12 protein-coding genes are annotated in these 15,361 nt (G+C 55.0%); 7 read left to right on the top strand and 5 right to left on the bottom strand.

The genetic code is table 11. The features are described 5' to 3' along the window. Positions 1-458: 458 nt before the first annotated feature. On the top strand, positions 459-1,469 hold the full coding sequence (locus tag Mal52_RS08355; protein WP_197533791.1) for a sigma-54 interaction domain-containing protein: 1,011 nt from the start codon (positions 459-461) through the stop codon (positions 1,467-1,469). Positions 1,470-1,494: 25 nt separating this feature from the next. On the opposite strand, the gene Mal52_RS08350 is transcribed toward Mal52_RS08355, so the two are convergent. Beyond that, complete coding sequence (locus tag Mal52_RS08350; RefSeq protein WP_145375413.1) at positions 1,495-1,893, bottom strand: VanZ family protein; 399 nt, start codon at positions 1,891-1,893, stop codon at positions 1,495-1,497. A gap of 428 nt (positions 1,894-2,321) precedes the next feature. On the opposite strand from Mal52_RS08350, the gene Mal52_RS08345 reads away from it, so the two are divergent. Continuing rightward, positions 2,322-3,086 (top strand): hypothetical protein, encoded by a 765-nt coding sequence (locus Mal52_RS08345; RefSeq protein WP_145375412.1) that lies wholly within the window; start codon positions 2,322-2,324, stop codon positions 3,084-3,086. 57 nt (positions 3,087-3,143) lie between these two features. Here the strand turns inward: Mal52_RS08345 and Mal52_RS08340 are convergent, their stop codons facing one another. Continuing rightward, positions 3,144-3,800: a GntR family transcriptional regulator gene (locus tag Mal52_RS08340; RefSeq protein WP_145375411.1), complete on the bottom strand. Its 657-nt coding sequence runs from the start codon at positions 3,798-3,800 to the stop codon at positions 3,144-3,146. A gap of 270 nt (positions 3,801-4,070) precedes the next feature. Continuing rightward, on the bottom strand, positions 4,071-5,198 hold the full coding sequence (locus tag Mal52_RS08335; RefSeq protein ID WP_145375410.1) for an LptF/LptG family permease: 1,128 nt from the start codon (positions 5,196-5,198) through the stop codon (positions 4,071-4,073). A 267-nt stretch (positions 5,199-5,465) separates the two neighbouring features. Here Mal52_RS08335 and Mal52_RS08330 point away from each other — a divergent pair, with 267 nt between their 5' ends. Together Mal52_RS08330 and Mal52_RS08325 are read left to right on the top strand one after the other, a co-directional pair. Further along, on the top strand, positions 5,466-6,248 hold the full coding sequence (locus Mal52_RS08330) for a M90 family metallopeptidase (RefSeq protein WP_145375409.1): 783 nt from the start codon (positions 5,466-5,468) through the stop codon (positions 6,246-6,248). Positions 6,249-6,381: 133 nt separating this feature from the next. Further along, positions 6,382-6,807, top strand: a complete 426-nt coding sequence (locus Mal52_RS08325) for a hypothetical protein (RefSeq protein ID WP_145375408.1) — start codon at positions 6,382-6,384, stop codon at positions 6,805-6,807. A gap of 116 nt (positions 6,808-6,923) precedes the next feature. Here the strand turns inward: Mal52_RS08325 and Mal52_RS08320 are convergent, their stop codons facing one another. Continuing rightward, entirely contained in the window at positions 6,924-8,387 is a 1,464-nt protein-coding gene (locus Mal52_RS08320) for a hypothetical protein (protein WP_145375407.1), read from the bottom strand. Between the two features lie 309 nt (positions 8,388-8,696). Here Mal52_RS08320 and Mal52_RS08315 point away from each other — a divergent pair, with 309 nt between their 5' ends. The 3 genes from Mal52_RS08315 to Mal52_RS08305 all read left to right on the top strand — a co-directional run bounded on the left by Mal52_RS08315 (position 8,697) and on the right by Mal52_RS08305 (position 13,811). Continuing rightward, positions 8,697-8,966: a hypothetical protein gene (locus tag Mal52_RS08315; RefSeq protein ID WP_145375406.1), complete on the top strand. Its 270-nt coding sequence runs from the start codon at positions 8,697-8,699 to the stop codon at positions 8,964-8,966. A 386-nt stretch (positions 8,967-9,352) separates the two neighbouring features. Beyond that, positions 9,353-10,183: a type II and III secretion system protein family protein gene (locus Mal52_RS08310; RefSeq protein WP_197534751.1), complete on the top strand. Its 831-nt coding sequence runs from the start codon at positions 9,353-9,355 to the stop codon at positions 10,181-10,183. 100 nt (positions 10,184-10,283) lie between these two features. Continuing rightward, on the top strand, positions 10,284-13,811 hold the full coding sequence (locus Mal52_RS08305) for a PVC-type heme-binding CxxCH protein (RefSeq protein WP_145375404.1): 3,528 nt from the start codon (positions 10,284-10,286) through the stop codon (positions 13,809-13,811). A 60-nt stretch (positions 13,812-13,871) separates the two neighbouring features. Here the strand turns inward: Mal52_RS08305 and Mal52_RS08300 are convergent, their stop codons facing one another. Then, positions 13,872-15,227 (bottom strand): Gfo/Idh/MocA family oxidoreductase, encoded by a 1,356-nt coding sequence (locus Mal52_RS08300; RefSeq protein WP_145375403.1) that lies wholly within the window; start codon positions 15,225-15,227, stop codon positions 13,872-13,874. Positions 15,228-15,361 lie beyond the last annotated feature (134 nt).

Below are 15,361 nucleotides of genomic sequence, written 5' to 3'. Positions count from 1 at the left end.
AGCGAAGCGATTCTCTTGCCACCCGGTGCGCTCCCATTGCGCAGTGAAGCCCCCCAAAGCTGACAGCTGGGCGACGGCTTCTCCGCTGAATTTGAGGGAACTGTCCAACTCATTTGGCGCGATGCTCATTTTTCTAGCGAACGGTTGCGCGCTAGACAGCCATCCCCACCCATCTTAAATCGCCCAAAATGCGCGCATACCAAGCTAACCGACAGCAGGAATGCACAACAAACAGGCACCTGTTAAGTTTTAGTGAACCCGGAGAGCAACTTTCGAGAAAAAACCGGGCAAAGGCTGCATTCGCCTTCACTTCGGACCGGCAGCGTGCTAATAATTAGTGCACGCCCGCACCCATTCGGTTCACCCTCACGAATTTGCCAGGCATCCCCTTGAAGGTCGCCAACTAAAAAATGGTCGCTTCACCGTCAACCTCGGCCCAAACGGATGGCCAGCCTTCGATGTTCGAGGGCTGTGTCGGCGCCAGCGATGTCATGCAAGCGGTCTACCGTATGACCCGTCAGGTTGCACCGAGTTCGGCCACCGTATTGCTCACCGGTGAAACCGGCACCGGCAAGGAGCTGATTGCCCGGGCGTTGCACGAGTTGAGCGGCCGTGCGACTGGCCCGTTTGTTCGTGTGAATTGCGGGGCGCTGAGCGAAAGCCTGTTGGAAAGCGAACTGTTTGGCCACGTCAAAGGAGCCTTTACCAGCGCACACGAAAATCGTACCGGCCGCTTCGAGGCAGCTCATGGCGGCACCGTTTTTCTCGATGAAGTCAATTCCGTCAGCTACAAGCTGCAAGTCAAATTGCTCCGTGTTTTGCAGGAACAAGAATTTGAACGCGTAGGCGATTCGCGGACGATTCGTGTCGATTGCCGCGTTGTCGCCGCCACGAATCGGGATCTGCTCGATGAAATCGAAGCGGGCCGATTTCGCGAGGACTTGTATTATCGTCTCAACGTGCTGCCGATCGATCTTCCTCCACTGCGTGAGCGGGTAGAAGATGTGCCGTTGTTGGCGGACTATTTCATCGGTCGCTATTCCGAAGCAGACGGCCGTACTCCACCGACGATGTCACCTGAAGCATTAAAACTCCTGATGGAGTATGCCTGGCCCGGCAATGTCCGCGAGCTGCAAAACTACATGGAGCGGGCGATTGTGCTGTGCGAAGGGGACAAGCTGATGCCGGAATTGTTCCCGCGGCACGTCCGCGGCTTGGCACCGGCTCGATTGCATCGCCAAGCGGTCAAAGACCCCGGCATGCTCTGCACCGAGTTGGTTGAACTGGGCATGCAACGCGCGAGCGAAGAAGCGACCGACATGCACGAACAGATTGTTTCGCTCGTCGAACGGGAATTGATCAAACAGGTCCTGCACTCGTGTCGTGGAGTACAAACCAAGGCCGCCACGCGGTTGGGGATCAATCGCAATACCCTGCACAAAAAAATCACCGACTACGGGCTGGAATAAGCGGCGATCGCATCGATGCTAGGATTCAACAGTCTTCTGTCGACGCCTTTCCAAAAATACGGCAAATTCCCCAGCAAAACAACAAATGCCCGCCCAGTCCGCAGAGGGCCCCGAGAATGTCGGCCACCCAATCGTGGACATCTGCCGTCCGTCCCACCGGGATTTGCAATAACTCATCCAGTGCCGCATAAACGGCCACGACGGCAAAAATTTGGCCTCGACGCCGCCACGTCAGCGAACCGCGCGCGTTTTGGTCCAGCGCCAGCAAAAAAGCGAGTCCGCCATAGGCAAGGTAATGCAGCAGTTTATCGGAAACTTTTGCAACCCCTGCGGGAACGGTCGGGACATGTGTCCCAAGAAACAGTGCCGACCAATAGACGATCAATACGATCCGGATCCAGGTTCGGTAACGGTGGAAAATCATAAATCCAAGACAATTCGCGAGGATAGAAATTGACTGCTGACTGTGGAATTGTGGAGACTATACAAAAATACTGATCACCGCCAATGTTGTCGTTACCATAAACCGCAAGACGAACCCACTGCAGCGGGCATGATCCGCAGCGGGCGAGATATCGTACCGCGGACCAATTCCGTCGCCACGAAACCAGAAAGTCCCCTGTGGGTGACCGGTCAGCCGTTCTATTCCCGACAATCGGCCAGGATCACGGTGAGGGAGCCTCTTGCACAGACTTTGCAAAACGCGCGTCTTGACCTGTGCTTTTCCGGGGTGATATAGTGGAGTTTCGGTGGAGACTGAGTTTTTCACGCGAATCGGTTGCGTTTTCCCGGGACTTTGTGGTCTCGGCCGATGATTGGGTTGATAGACAAAATTGCTTTGGAGCTACGTGGATGTCACGCATCGCTATAGGTCGAGTTCTGCCAGCAGCCTGTGCAGCAATCTTGATGATCGCCCATGCGGAATCGGCCCCCGCTGCTCCGCCAGGTGTGGAAACCAGAGTGCGGCCCACGGTGACCGGCGAAGAACGATCGCGGCAACCCGATATCTGGGCCATGGAAGTCTACTACAAATCGGTGCGGATGATTTGGGTCGATATTCCGGACCCAAAGACCGGCAAGACTCAGCGGGAACTGATTTGGTACCTGCCGTATCGCGTGGTCAATCGGCAAATCAAAGGGAGTCTGCCGCCGGTTGGTCCTGACGGAAAACGTCCCAAGTTCGTTCCGGAATTCGAATTGGTCACCAAAGACAACGGTGTACAGCACGTCTACTTCGACGAAATTATTCCCGTAGCACAAGCCGCCATCAATCGCCGCGAGGGGCGGACCGGCAGCAACAGGTATAAGAATTCCGTTGAGATCGTTGGTGCGATCCCGGAATTGACCGACGCGGATGCCAAACTGGAACAATCGACCTATGGCGTTGCCATCTGGCGGGGTGTGGACCCCAAGACTGACTTCTTTAGGATTTTTATGTCTGGGTTTTCCAACGGCTACATCAAAGTAGGCGACGACCGCATCGACCGCCGCACGATCATTCAAGAATATACCCGCCCCGGCGATGAACTGGACCAAGACGAAGGTGAGATCAAACCAGACGGCCATCCGGAATGGATCTACCGCCCGTCGGACGATGCCGCCCCCAAGAAGCCGTAAGCTTCCCGCGGACGCTTTGTGATCTTGCAACAGCGACAGTTGCCTGTGGCTGAATGATCAGGCCGGGATAAACTGCTTCAATCCATTTTGCAAATGGACAACCAACTGCTGAGCGGCAAGTTCGCCATTGCCATCGAAGATGGCTGTCGCAATCTCGTGGTGTTCCTCATACGTTTCCGTAATGCGGTTGGGAAACTGCTTGACGATGCGAAAGACCACCTGAAAGACGCGGTCGCGGAGTCGGTGCATCACTTTGGCGAATTCTTGATTCCCATGGAATTCACACAGCAGCAAATGAAAATCCGTGTCGTTTTTGACGCAACCCAGCACGTCTCCCGATTGAGCCAGTTCATGCTGCGCAGTTAAATTGGCCTTCAAACGCAGGGTTTGCTCGTCCGTGAGACCACCGGCTAGACGTTCCACAATGAACGATTCCAGCGCCGTGCGGATTTCAAAATGGTTGGCGATGTCCTCAATCGACACATGGCGGACAAGCACGCCTTGCTGCGGAGCGAACGTGACCAGATCCTCTGCTTCCATCCGTTCCAAAGCGGCTTGAACGGGCGTCTTGCTCATCTTCAGCTGATCGGCCAACTGCCGGACCGACAAGACCGTGCCGGGCTCAACTCCTCCCTCTAAGATCAACTGTTTCAGTTGGCCGTAGGCGACGTTTTTAAGGGATGGGGCGCGACCGGATGGGTTGTCGGATGTCATATTCGTTGATTCAGAGAGTCGGCGCGTGGCGGCAGTGGAAAGACCGAACCAGTGAGGCAGCAGAGCGGGACATTAAAACCTTTTGAAGTGCAGGCAGAAAAATCGCTGCCTGAAATGCTACTGGAATGCCAGAAGGTGGTCAACTGAGCTGCCAGGCGATGTCAACGCCTCAAACAAGTAGCGGCAAAGCAGTCCCGCCCCCCATTACAGCAGAGGTTGAATCCGCTGGGAAAATCAAATCTCGCGCTACAGCGGATAAACAACCCGCCTCTAGGTACGGAGCATTGGCCAGCACCAAGTGGCGAGACCGCCGGTGACGATGACCGGACCCCAGGCAGCCAGATCCGGTCCAATGACTTCGATGCCGGCCAACCACAAACAGGCCTGGGCGGTTCCAAAAACGACGCCTTGCATCAATCCCGACAGGCACATGCTCACAACCAGCCCACGGGCTTCGCGGCGAACAATGAGTGGCAAGATTAGGAACAACAATAAGATGTTGAGGATCGGCTGCGTAAAACGTTGATGCAGATACAGGCTATTTTCACGGACCGAGAGCACATCGTAGGCCGGACTTTTGATTCTGCGAATCAGCTCCGGTGTGGAGATGAAATCAACGGTTTTATCCGGGCGATACAGACGGTCAAAATCAATCTCCGTGGCGATAAAGATTTCATCGGCTGCGGATCCGCGTGTGATGGTCGCGCGGCCAGCCTTCTTCAGTGTCAATTTCAATTCGTCAAACGACGGTTCAGCCTCTTTAATCAGCCAACCGGAGCGTGAGTGGTTTTCATCAGCGGGCACGAAGATCGCTTCTGAGCCGGACAGAGCGGTCGGGTTATCGACGAATTCCGGTGTCGGCAACACAAAGTCCGGCTTCGTCATTGCATTGCGTGCCGGGTAAAGCCGATCCCCCGAGATTTGGACCATCGTGGCAAAGTCCCACACCGGTTCCACCGGTTCGTCTTCGTCACCCGATTTCCCAGCTTCGATCTGCAACTCATCGGCGATGCGGGGAATGATCAGTTCTTTATTGATCACCATGATCGCCGACACCATCACCATGCCCCACAACAAGGGGAATAGCAGACGATAGGTGGGAATCCCCGCCGACAGCACGGGATTCAATTCGCCATGTCGTAAGATCAAAGACAGAACCACGGTGACAGCCGTCACCGAAACGATTCCGCCAATGGTGTCGAAAAACATACTGGAACGAAAGAGATAAAACCGAGCCATGGTCCCCATCACGCCCAGCGTTCCTGAATCCCCTTCGTTGAAGAAGTTATCGATGTTGTTGAACGCATCGATCACGATGTACAGCCCCATCATCGCGATGAAACTGACGACGAACACATGCCAAAAACGGCGTAAAATGTAGCGATCAAATGTGGACATGGATGTTCAAGTCGTGGTGCGGTGAGAACCCATCGCGGAAACGAGGCAGCTAATAACGCCGTTGTGGTGCATTGGTTACTACAAATACCGACGGAACGTCAATATCAAGGGGGGGGGGGGAGAAGGCTTGAGGCGACAGGCTTCAGGCCTGAGGAAGGAGAGCGCGCCTCACGCCTCACGCCTTGCCCGGATCGAACTAGGACGTAAGATGGCATAGCGTGAAACGGTTCCCCCCCCCTCTCTCAAAACAGGCCTTATCTTAAAACTATGTTGCTCATTGGATCTTGGTGGCGTAATCGGCGTCGCCGCAAATTGTGTGCGGAACCGTTTCCGGATGTGTGGGAAGAACTCCTGCACCGCAATGCCGCGTTTTTCTCAAAACTCATGCCGCAGCAACAAGCGAAATTGCGCGACGACTTGCGGGTGTTCATTGCCGAGAAGGATTGGGAAGGCTGCAACGGCTTGAAGATGTCCGACGAGATCCAAGTCACCATCGCCGCCAATGCCTGTTTGTTGGCGCTGGAGTTGCCCGAGGGGATGTTCGACCGGGTGCGGACAATTTTGGTCTACCCCGGCGATTACGTGGTCCCCGATCGTTCCGTCGGCCCCGACGGCGTGGTCCGCGAAGGCCCCTCGGCGCGGCATGGAGAAGCGTGGTTGCGGGGTCCGGTGATTTTGTCGTGGAGTAATGCTCTGGAAGGGGGACAAAATTCCCGGGATGGACGCAACGTGGTGTTTCATGAATTCGCGCATCAGTTGGATATGCTAGACGGCGTCGTCGACGGCATGCCGCCACTGGCCGGCAAAGCCCAACAACAGCGGTGGCAGCAGATCACCCGACAAGCCCAAGCAGAATTACACCACGACCTACGCCACGGTCGACCGACGTTATTGGATCCATACGCTGCGACAAATGCCCAGGAATTTTTTGCCGTAGCAACAGAGTGTTTCTTCGAACGCTCGAAGGCGATGCGGAAGCGGCAACCGGAGTTGTATGGGTTGTTGAGTGATTATTACCGTCAGGATCCGGCGGGGAGGTCTGGAAAATGAAACACCACTGCAAACATGTTGAGGGGAAGTGGTGTGAGTTAAGGAACGTTTTTTGATCACTTGAAGGTCAACCTACGTTCCCACTGCTGCGGCAAAGCGGCAGCTTTAGGGGGCGGAAAGTTGGGAGTGTGAGATGGTTTGTTGGTTAAAAGATTGCGCAAATGATCCTGATTTGGCAAATGACCCAAGGTTGCGCCCGGCAAAACAAGTTGTCGACAGCCTGGCAGGAAAACGATATGCGGACATCGTTGTTGCGAGTTGGTCGCTATTAAATCTGATGTTGTTTTTAGGTCGGGAGGAACCGACTTCAAAGTACGGATTTGAGGCTAATCGCAGTGGACTCGGCGTTTATTGTTGTTTTCATTTGACAGGAGAATTTAGTATTAGCTTTCCGCAAAATCCGGGTGATCAATGGGGCGTGCATCGAGAGAAAGGACGGGACGTTCGATACGGAAGATGGGAATCGACCGATGATCCTCAAAAAGCGATCGAAATCATCGATCATGCTCTAGAGAGCCAATTAAAAATCTTAAACATTCCGCCTGTTGAAGAAGAGTGACGTGTTCAGTGCGATTCAACATCAGCTGGCCCTTCCAACAGCCTAGCCCCCCGAAGTACTGCTGGACAAGCCGGCAGTGGCACCCGGCGCCGGCTGCCACTGACCGCCAGGCTCCCCTATTCTTCTTCTGTCACCAACTGCGGCGCAGCGATAAACTCGACTTCGCGCTGTTGCGTAACGATGACTTTCAGATCGATGGACTTGCTTCCCGGTGGAGGGGAGAAAACCCAGAAAGCCTCGTCGTTGCACACACAGACTCTTCCATCAACCATTTTCCCCGCATCGTCAACGGCTTGTATGCGCAAACTTTGAAACGGCTTGAGGTGTAAATTGTCGAGGAACAAGTGCGGCACCTTGCTTTTGACTGTCCGTCGACAAGTGCTGCCGTTGTACTTCATACGGACACTGAAATTTTCGATTTCACTAGGTCCAGCGAATGCAAAACCGCCAATTTCGTCTCCCGTTCCTGACACCGATTCGACATAGGTAACCTCTCCGGGACCGCCAATTGATTTGACAAAGATCGGAACGCCCCCAATCGAATCGGATAATTTTAAATCACTCTTCGTACCGTCCGCAGGCAGTTGGATTTTGCCGACGTGCCAAGTTTCGCTCGCAAGCAACGGCGCATCCTCGTTGCGTGATATCAACGCGACTACTTTCCAGGCCGAATCCAACGGAGAAAGGATACAGTCGTAATCATCGCTGGCGTTTCCAAGCGCATCTTCGAGACGCACGTCATCCAAATGCCACTCCGCGCCTGCGGTCATGCCGCTAAATTCAAAATCAGCCCGCGCGTGAAGCCCGTAACGATCCGAGGTTTGGGAACGGTCTTCCTCCACAGTTAAAGCCTTGAGCGTGACTTTTAGGTTGCCGACCGACTTTGTGGCCGGTAATGTTTCGGGCTCCCAAACAGGCAACGTCGCCGCTCCCGGCCAAGGAACGTCAAACTCCGCGACAACTTTCCCGTCCACGTTGTGGACCTTCAAGGCGAAGGTCTTTCCACTGGGTCGAAAACTCGGCAACCTGGTGCTCACAATGCCGATGTCATATTCCCCAGTTCTGAAAGTGTCCATCAGACGACGGTCCCCACCCCATTGGGTACTTCCGGAGAAACCCCCATTTGCATCTAAGGAGTAGCACTCTTGAGTAGCATCACGATCCTTGATGTTCCATCCGTGGGCATCCACGACAGAACACCTCTTCCACCAGCGAAAGTCCATCGTCTTGCCAGATTGTCCGTCACGCCGCGAAAACCAGAGTACCACGGAACTGGGTGGGGTCTCGCGTTCCAAGAACTCCGGCACACCCCTGCCCCCTCTGCCAAACCCCATAAGGCCCGTCTTCGGCTGATTCAGTGGCAATTCATGGTGATCGCCAAATGTCACCGCGCGGAGCGTCAGAATCGATCCGTCGGGCAACTCGGTCTCAGCCACGTAATGATCGAAAAAATCGACGCCATCCTGCCGTCGCACGAGCACGACATGCACGATGACCACTGCCACAATCGCAAGAACAGCAGCGACTATGAAAGGCCAGAGCGGAAGTGATCTGCGGGGCTCACGTCGTCCACGGTCCATAAGAAAATCCCGGCGCTAGGGCAAAACCAACGTTACCGCATGCTAATTTGTAACCGTCTTGGCAGATCATAATATACGCTTAATTCGCTCCGGGTACCACGGAATCATGACCGCGGTAAACAACGCACCACCCCAGAATGTGTGCTAGAGTTCAATTAGAGCACTGTATCTATTCCAGTCTGTTCCTGCCGCTCCGCCTCGCGCAGCGTTAGCTGTGGCAGTCTAAGGCGCTTCGTTGACTTACAGCCTGGGCGGTTGCGGTCCCATTGGACCGTTCTTGATTCCTCTTCGGGTCTGCATGGTGATCTTATGCAACAATCCATCAATCCTCGTTTGGTAGCAGGGTTTGTGATTGCTGGATTCTTAGTGATTTCCCTGGTCACTCAGCAAGATGAGATGCTTGGGTACCAGGCGAAGCATGCAGCTAGGCGAGCTGTCTTGGGTAAGTACCGATCCGATCGTATGTATCAGGAAGAGATGCGCCAGAAATCGATCGAAGGGTTTAAGAACAACCCCCACCGGAAAGAATTCCTGAAGAAGCACCCCGGATTCTTGAAAGCCAACCCACACCTCCGCTAGGCGCGAGCCAATTCGGCATTTTATTACCGAGAATCAGAACCTTGTTATCACCTGAGAGTAATCAACAAGGTGCTTTCAAGATGCGCTCGTTCGGGACACACGCCATCAGCTGTTTTCACGAAAACGCCATGCGTGGAACGATCTTTGTGGCGGCGTTGTTTTAAGTCTTCTTGACCAGATTCAACGGATTCCGATAATACGCTCGTCCCCATCCGAGCTAAAGGAGTCCGAGGATGTCTGTTCGCTATGCTGTCTTTTTCGCGTTGTCGCTGTGCCTGGCGACGACAGTTGTCGGTGACGAACCGCAAGGGTCCCAGTCGCCACAGAGGATCCCGCAGTCGGCCGAAGAAAATATCGGTACACTGTCGGCCTTGGATCACCTCCGCGTGGCGACGGAACAATTGGAAACAGCGGGCATGGCCGAAGAAGCTGCGAGATTGCGAGAGGCAGCAGAGCAAATCAATCGACGCGTCATCCAGGAGCGTGCCGAATTAGCGCGACAGATTTCAGAGCTGCAGCATCGATCGAAACAATTACGACGGCTGACGGGAAAACCTGATCAAATCCTTTGCCGCTGCAGTATTCTTGAACTCTCTAACAAAGCATTCGCAGAATTTGAAGCGGCCGCGGAACCGGTGGGTTCTTCAGCCAGCCCGCAGAATCGCACCGCTGCAGCTGTCTCGTTATCCACGAATGTTGTTTACAAGAATGCCGAGGAAGTCATCCAGCGACTAAAAGACTCGGGCCAGATCACTTTAATACACGCGGAGCCAGAAATTGTCACTGCCCCCGGAAAACCAGCAACGGCACTGAGCGGCGGCAAGTTTCCTATCATGATTCCTCAAGAGGGCAATAGGACCTCGGTCGAGTGGAGTTCGTTCGGCGTTCGCTGCGAGGTCATGCCGCGTTTACTCGACACGGGAAGAATCCAGCTTAAATTTTGCCCGGAGATTAGCCACCTCGACTTCAAGCACTCGGTGAAAGTCAATGGTTTGTCGATCCCTCGTCTGTGGATGCGTACAGTCAATACACAGGCTGAAATGAACCTCGGAGAAACTCTTGTGGTCAGCCTGATTGCGAGTTCGGGAAGCGGAGAAGAGGATTCACTGCTTCCTGACGTGAAGACCGCGGTTCGCTGGGTGAACGGGGAACTCGAGAGTGCACCTCCGGAGAACACCGTCACGCTGTTTATAGTGACACCGGTTGCAATTGATTAGCGGAACGGCCCATTTCGTCGGCGTGTTGCAATTCGGCATTTTTTCGCCGAGAATCGGAACCTTGTTATCGTCATAAGAGATTCAACAAGGAGCTTCCGAGATGTGCTCGTCCAGGACACACGCTGTCTGTTCTTTTCGTAAAAACGCCACGCGTTGCGCGCTGACCGTTGCAGCGGCAGTTGGCATCGCCTTAGGCTTGGCCACTCTTCCAGTCGTGGCACAACAGCCAGCTGAGGAAACCGTAAAGTCGTTTACGGTGGCGGATGGATTCGAGGCGACGTTGTTTGCCACGGAACCGATGATCTCCAACCCGATCACGATCGACGTCGATACACAGGGACGCGTGTGGGTGACCGAAGGGGTGAACTATCGCCGCGCTCAAAAGAATCCCCCGATCGACACGATCAAGGTCCTGGAAGACACCGACGGCGACGGCCGTGCGGATAAGATGACCGTTTTCACGGCCGATCTGAATTGCGCCATGGGGGTTTGTGTTGCGGGGGACAAGATTTATGTGCCCGAATCACCGAACATTTATGTCTACGAAGATGCCGACGGCGACCTCAAGCCGGATGGGCCGCGCAAGCTGTTTCTCACCGGTTTTGGCGGACAGAATCACGATCATGGTGTGCACAGTTTGGTGTTTGGACCGGATCACAAGCTGTATATGACGCAAGGCGACACCGGGTTTGACGTGACGGGGCCGGATGGGAAGCAGATTAAGTTTCAATGGGGGGCGATGATTCGTTGTGAAGGAGACGGCACGCAGTTGGAAGATTTTGCCGTCAATTTTCGCAATCCGTTTGAATTGGCGGTCGATTCGTACGGCAATGTGTGGTGCAGCGACAACGACAACGACGGGCTAAAGAGCACGCGGATTTGTTGGATTCTGGAAGGGGGCAATTACGGTTGGTTTGGCCGACCGGAGAATATTCGTAACCCTGACGGCAGCTTTGATCCGATTCATCACTGGCGGGCAGATAAACCGGGCTTTGTGCCGTATGCGTTGATCACTGGTTTCGGTTCGCCGTGCGGGATGACGTTTTACGAAGGCGCGGCATTCGGGCCGCAATATGACGGCGCGATTTTTCATTGCGACGCCGGACCGCGTGAGGTCCGCAGCTACAAACCCGAGAAAAAATCGGGCATTGGTTATGGTGTCACCGCGGAAAATGTGATCACCAGCACGGACAATTATTTCCGTCCCGATGATGTTTGCGTTGCTCCCGACGGGGCGTTGTTTGTTTCCGATTGGTATGACGGCGGCGTGGGGGGACATGCGTATAACGACCCGAACCGCGGCCGGATTTATCGCATCACCCCGAAGGGCAAGAAACTGGTCCGCCACGAAAAACCGGGGCCGTATGACAACGATGCGGATGCGATTGTCGCATTGGGCAGTCCGAATCATGCGACGACGTTTCTGGCGCGGCAACGGCTGCTGGAGAGTGGCGAAGCGGCGGTGCCGAAATTGGCAGAGTTGGTCGGCGGGAAAGATGCGCGGCTTGCGGCTCGTGCGCTGTGGGTCTCGGACCGCATCGGCGGCAAGGGGCGGTTTTTCGTCATGGAAAAACTAATGTCCAACGACCCTAAGTTTCGCGCGTTGGCGGTGCGAATTTTGCGTCGACATGGGGCTGAATATGAAAATGAAATTCTGGATGCAGCTGACGACGACAATCCGGAAGTGATCCGAGAAATCGCATTGTCGCTGCCAAATCTGAAGTCGCAGCGCGCGACTGATACGCTGGTCGATCTCTTTAATCGTTATGTCGGCGGCGATCGTTATTTGTTGGAGACGTTGCATATTGCTTCGAAGGGGCGTGAAGAGGAGATGTTTCGCCGCGTCGTCGACCTGCCCGGTGCGGGGGTGGATCCGCGGTTGGTGAATCTGGTGCGGATCTTGCGTCCTGAGGATGCGACGGAGTATTTGGCGGCGAAATTGGAAACGACCGATGTGACTCCCGCGGCGCGTGCGGCCTTGTTGTCGGCGCTGGAAACCGTGACGACACCTGCGGCCGGCAAGTCGGTGGCTAGCGTGCTCACGGCAGAGGGGGCTTCGCCGGATGTTAAACGGTTGGCGCTGGAAGCCTTGATGCGAAAGCTCTCCGGGCCGTGGGTTGAAATTAAAAAGTCGCCGGAAGTCACCGACGGGTTACGGGCGTCGCTGGGTGATCCCCAGTTGCAAAACGACGCGCTGATGGTGATTGCCGCAGCGGGTCTGAAAGGTTTCAGCGGCGACGTGGTATCTCTGATTGATTCGTCCGACAAACAGGTTCAAATTAAAGCGATGTCCGTGGCGGCCAATCTGATGCTGGATGCTGCCGCGCCGGCGATTGTGAAGTATTTGAAATCGGATGACGCACAAATCCAAAACGCCGCCTTGCGGGCCTTGGTGGCGCTGCAGGTGACCGATTCACTGGATGATTTCTTGTCCGATGCGTCGGTGGCTGATGGGTTGAAGACTGAGGCGGTCGACTTGCTGCTGCAATCTTCGAGCGGAGCGGTGATGTTGCTGCCGTTGGTGGAAAAGCAACGGCTGTCGCCAGAACTTGCGCAGCGGACTATCGACGGGGCTGTGCAGCATGCGGATGTGAATGTGCGGTTGCTGTATGAAAAATTTGTCCCGGAGTCGCAGCGGCCCAAGACGTTGGGGCAATCCTTTACACCTGACGATATTTTGAAGCTGTCCGGTGATGCAGAGCGGGGCAAGAGCGTGTTTTTGCGAAGTGGCGCGGCCTCGTGCAACCGTTGTCATCGCGTTCGCAACCAGGGAGCCGACATTGGTCCCGACTTGAGTCTGATTGGCCGCAAATATGAACGCAAGGCGTTGTTGGAAACCATCATGAACCCCAGCGCGGGCATCGCACCGGAATATGTTCCGCACGTCGTGGAAACAAAACGGGGTAAGGTGTTCGCCGGGTTTGTGCAACAGCGGTCGGACGATGCGGTGGTGCTCAAAACCATCGAAGGGAACTTGTTGCGGATCAACAACGACGACATCGAAGAAGACGTGGAACAAAAAACGTCCCTGATGCCGGAGTTGGTATTGAAGAATGTCACCGCTCAAGATGCAGCCGATCTGTTGGCGTATTTGGTCAGCCTACGGGATGCGGAGGTTTATGCGAAGCAATTTCGGGCCGTGGGTCCATTTGCGAATGATAAACCGGAGCACCGCACCACGGCTTACGGTCCCGAAAAAGAGCCGGGGCGGTTTGATAGTGCCGCCAAATACAAAGGGCTGGGCGGCAAGCAAGTGCAGTGGATCGATGCGAATACCCGCGCCTACAATGGCGGCGCGCCGGCGGTTGACCTGACACGGCTGTCGGAGCGGGCCAAAGTTCGGCACGATAACATCATCTACTATTTCGCCGTCGTGCTGAATTCGGCGGTCGCGCAGCCAGCGCGGTTGAATATTGGTTCCAACGACGGAATTCAGGTCTGGTTAGACGGAAAGAAGATCCACGAGTTCCCCGAACCGCGCGGCCTGAAACCGGGTGAAGACCAAGTCGACGTGCAGTTGAAACAGGGGAAGAACCTGCTGCTGCTCAAGCTCGATCAACTTGGGGGAACGGCCGGTTTGACATTGTCCGCCGAAGCGCGAGGCAATGTGACCTTTGAGTTGCCGTAAAAAAATCCCCCCGGCATCTTGGGATGCCGGGGGGAGGGATCATTCGATTGCAGCAGCGGGTTAGACGACTTTCGATAAACCGGGATGCGCGATCTGGTATTCGCCATGCTCGTTGGGCAACGTTGGCGGGGCGGCATCCCAGGCATAAGTCTCGGGCATCAAGCTGATCTCAGAATTGAGGGCTTGGTTCCATTTGATCTCTTTCCCGGAATAAGTCGCCAAGCGGCCGATGATGGCCGTCAACGTCGAATAGGCGCCTCGTTCAGCTTCGCTGTAAGGCGTGCCGGAGCGGATGGCGGCGAACAATTGGTCGTGTTCGACTTGGTAAGGATCGCGGTACTTGCCTTTGAATTTGGTGTTGTTTTCACCTTCAATGGAGTAGTCGCGGCCACCCAGGTGCACAACCCCTTTGGTCCCGTGCGCGTGCTCGGTGACGTTTCCGGGACAACCTGGCATGTGCCGGCATTGGCTGTACATCCGCGTGCCGTTGTCGTACACATATTCGACCGCGTGATGGTCGAAGATTTCTCCGTATTTTTTGTCGGTCCGAACTTGCCGTCCGCCCATGCCGGACGCGGAGACGGGATAACCTTCTCCTGTGGCGGGATTGGCTTTCATCAGCCAGTTACCGACGTCGAGGTTGTGGATGTGCTGTTCGACGATGTGGTCGCCGCACAGCCAGGTGTAGTAGTACCAGTTTCGCATTTGGTACTCCATTTCACCGGAGCATTCTTCGCGCGTCCGGCGCGGATCCCAGACGCCGCCGCCATTCCAGTAGACTCGCATGGCCACGATGTCTCCGATCGCGCCGTTGTGCACGCGATCGACCAATTCCAGATACGGCTTTTGGTGATGCCGTTGCAATCCCACACCGACGGCCAAGTTCTTTTGCTTAGCGGCTTGGGCGGCTGCCAAGACTTTGCGAACGCCCGGTGCGTCGGTGGCGACCGGTTTTTCCATGAAGACATGCTTGTCGGCATTGACGGCCGCTTCGAAATGAATCGGACGAAATCCCGGCGGGGTCGCCAAGATTACCACATCGACGTCACTGTCCAGTACCTTCTGGTAGGCATCGAAACCGACGAACTTGTTCTCTTCAGCGACATCCACACGTTCGGGAGTTTTGTTCTTTTGCATTTGCCCATTGATGTACGCCAGACCATCTTCCAGTCGGTCGGAGAAAGCATCGGCAATTGCCACCAATTTGATGTTGCCTTCGGTGGAAAGCGCCTGTGTGGCGGCACCGCGTCCTCGTCCGCCGGCACCGATCAGTCCCACGCGAATGGTGTCGTCGCCCGCGGCAAATGCCTGCGATGAGAAGCTGAGGTTACCCAATACGCCTGCGCCGGCGGCAACGACCGACGAAGCCTTCAGAAAATCACGCCTGGTTGAGGATTCGTTAGACTTTTCGGACATAATCGGCCTTCCATTTGGCATCAAAGAAATAGGGATGGACAGTTGTTTTTACGTCGGCGAGCGGTGAACTGTGGGGTGAATCATCCGCTAAAACAGCCTAAGCATTTTCCTTATAGTATCCGGTAATCACCGAC

The sequence above is a fragment of the Symmachiella dynata genome, assembly GCF_007747995.1.
In the GTDB taxonomy this organism is placed as follows: Bacteria; Planctomycetota; Planctomycetia; order Planctomycetales; family Planctomycetaceae; genus Symmachiella; species Symmachiella dynata.
The sequence above is the reverse complement of the archived record's forward strand: the minus strand, read 5'-3'. Positions and strand labels throughout refer to the sequence as shown.

Excerpts from the sequence above, each read along its gene's own strand:
- Mal52_RS08330 (WP_145375409.1), top strand. The coding sequence starts at position 5,466 with ATGTTGCTCATTGGATCTTGGTGGCGTAATCGGCGTCGCCGCAAATTG.
- Mal52_RS08305 (WP_145375404.1), top strand. The coding sequence starts at position 10,284 with ATGTGCTCGTCCAGGACACACGCTGTCTGTTCTTTTCGTAAAAACGCC.
- Mal52_RS08315 (WP_145375406.1), top strand. The coding sequence starts at position 8,697 with ATGCAACAATCCATCAATCCTCGTTTGGTAGCAGGGTTTGTGATTGCT.
- Mal52_RS08300 (WP_145375403.1), bottom strand. The coding sequence starts at position 15,227 with ATGTCCGAAAAGTCTAACGAATCCTCAACCAGGCGTGATTTTCTGAAG.
- Mal52_RS08335 (WP_145375410.1), bottom strand. The coding sequence starts at position 5,198 with ATGTCCACATTTGATCGCTACATTTTACGCCGTTTTTGGCATGTGTTC.
- Mal52_RS08355 (WP_197533791.1), top strand. The coding sequence starts at position 459 with ATGTTCGAGGGCTGTGTCGGCGCCAGCGATGTCATGCAAGCGGTCTAC.
- Mal52_RS08350 (WP_145375413.1), bottom strand. The coding sequence starts at position 1,893 with ATGATTTTCCACCGTTACCGAACCTGGATCCGGATCGTATTGATCGTC.
- Mal52_RS08325 (WP_145375408.1), top strand. The coding sequence starts at position 6,382 with ATGGTTTGTTGGTTAAAAGATTGCGCAAATGATCCTGATTTGGCAAAT.
- Mal52_RS08320 (WP_145375407.1), bottom strand. The coding sequence starts at position 8,387 with ATGGACCGTGGACGACGTGAGCCCCGCAGATCACTTCCGCTCTGGCCT.
- Mal52_RS08345 (WP_145375412.1), top strand. The coding sequence starts at position 2,322 with ATGTCACGCATCGCTATAGGTCGAGTTCTGCCAGCAGCCTGTGCAGCA.
- Mal52_RS08340 (WP_145375411.1), bottom strand. The coding sequence starts at position 3,800 with ATGACATCCGACAACCCATCCGGTCGCGCCCCATCCCTTAAAAACGTC.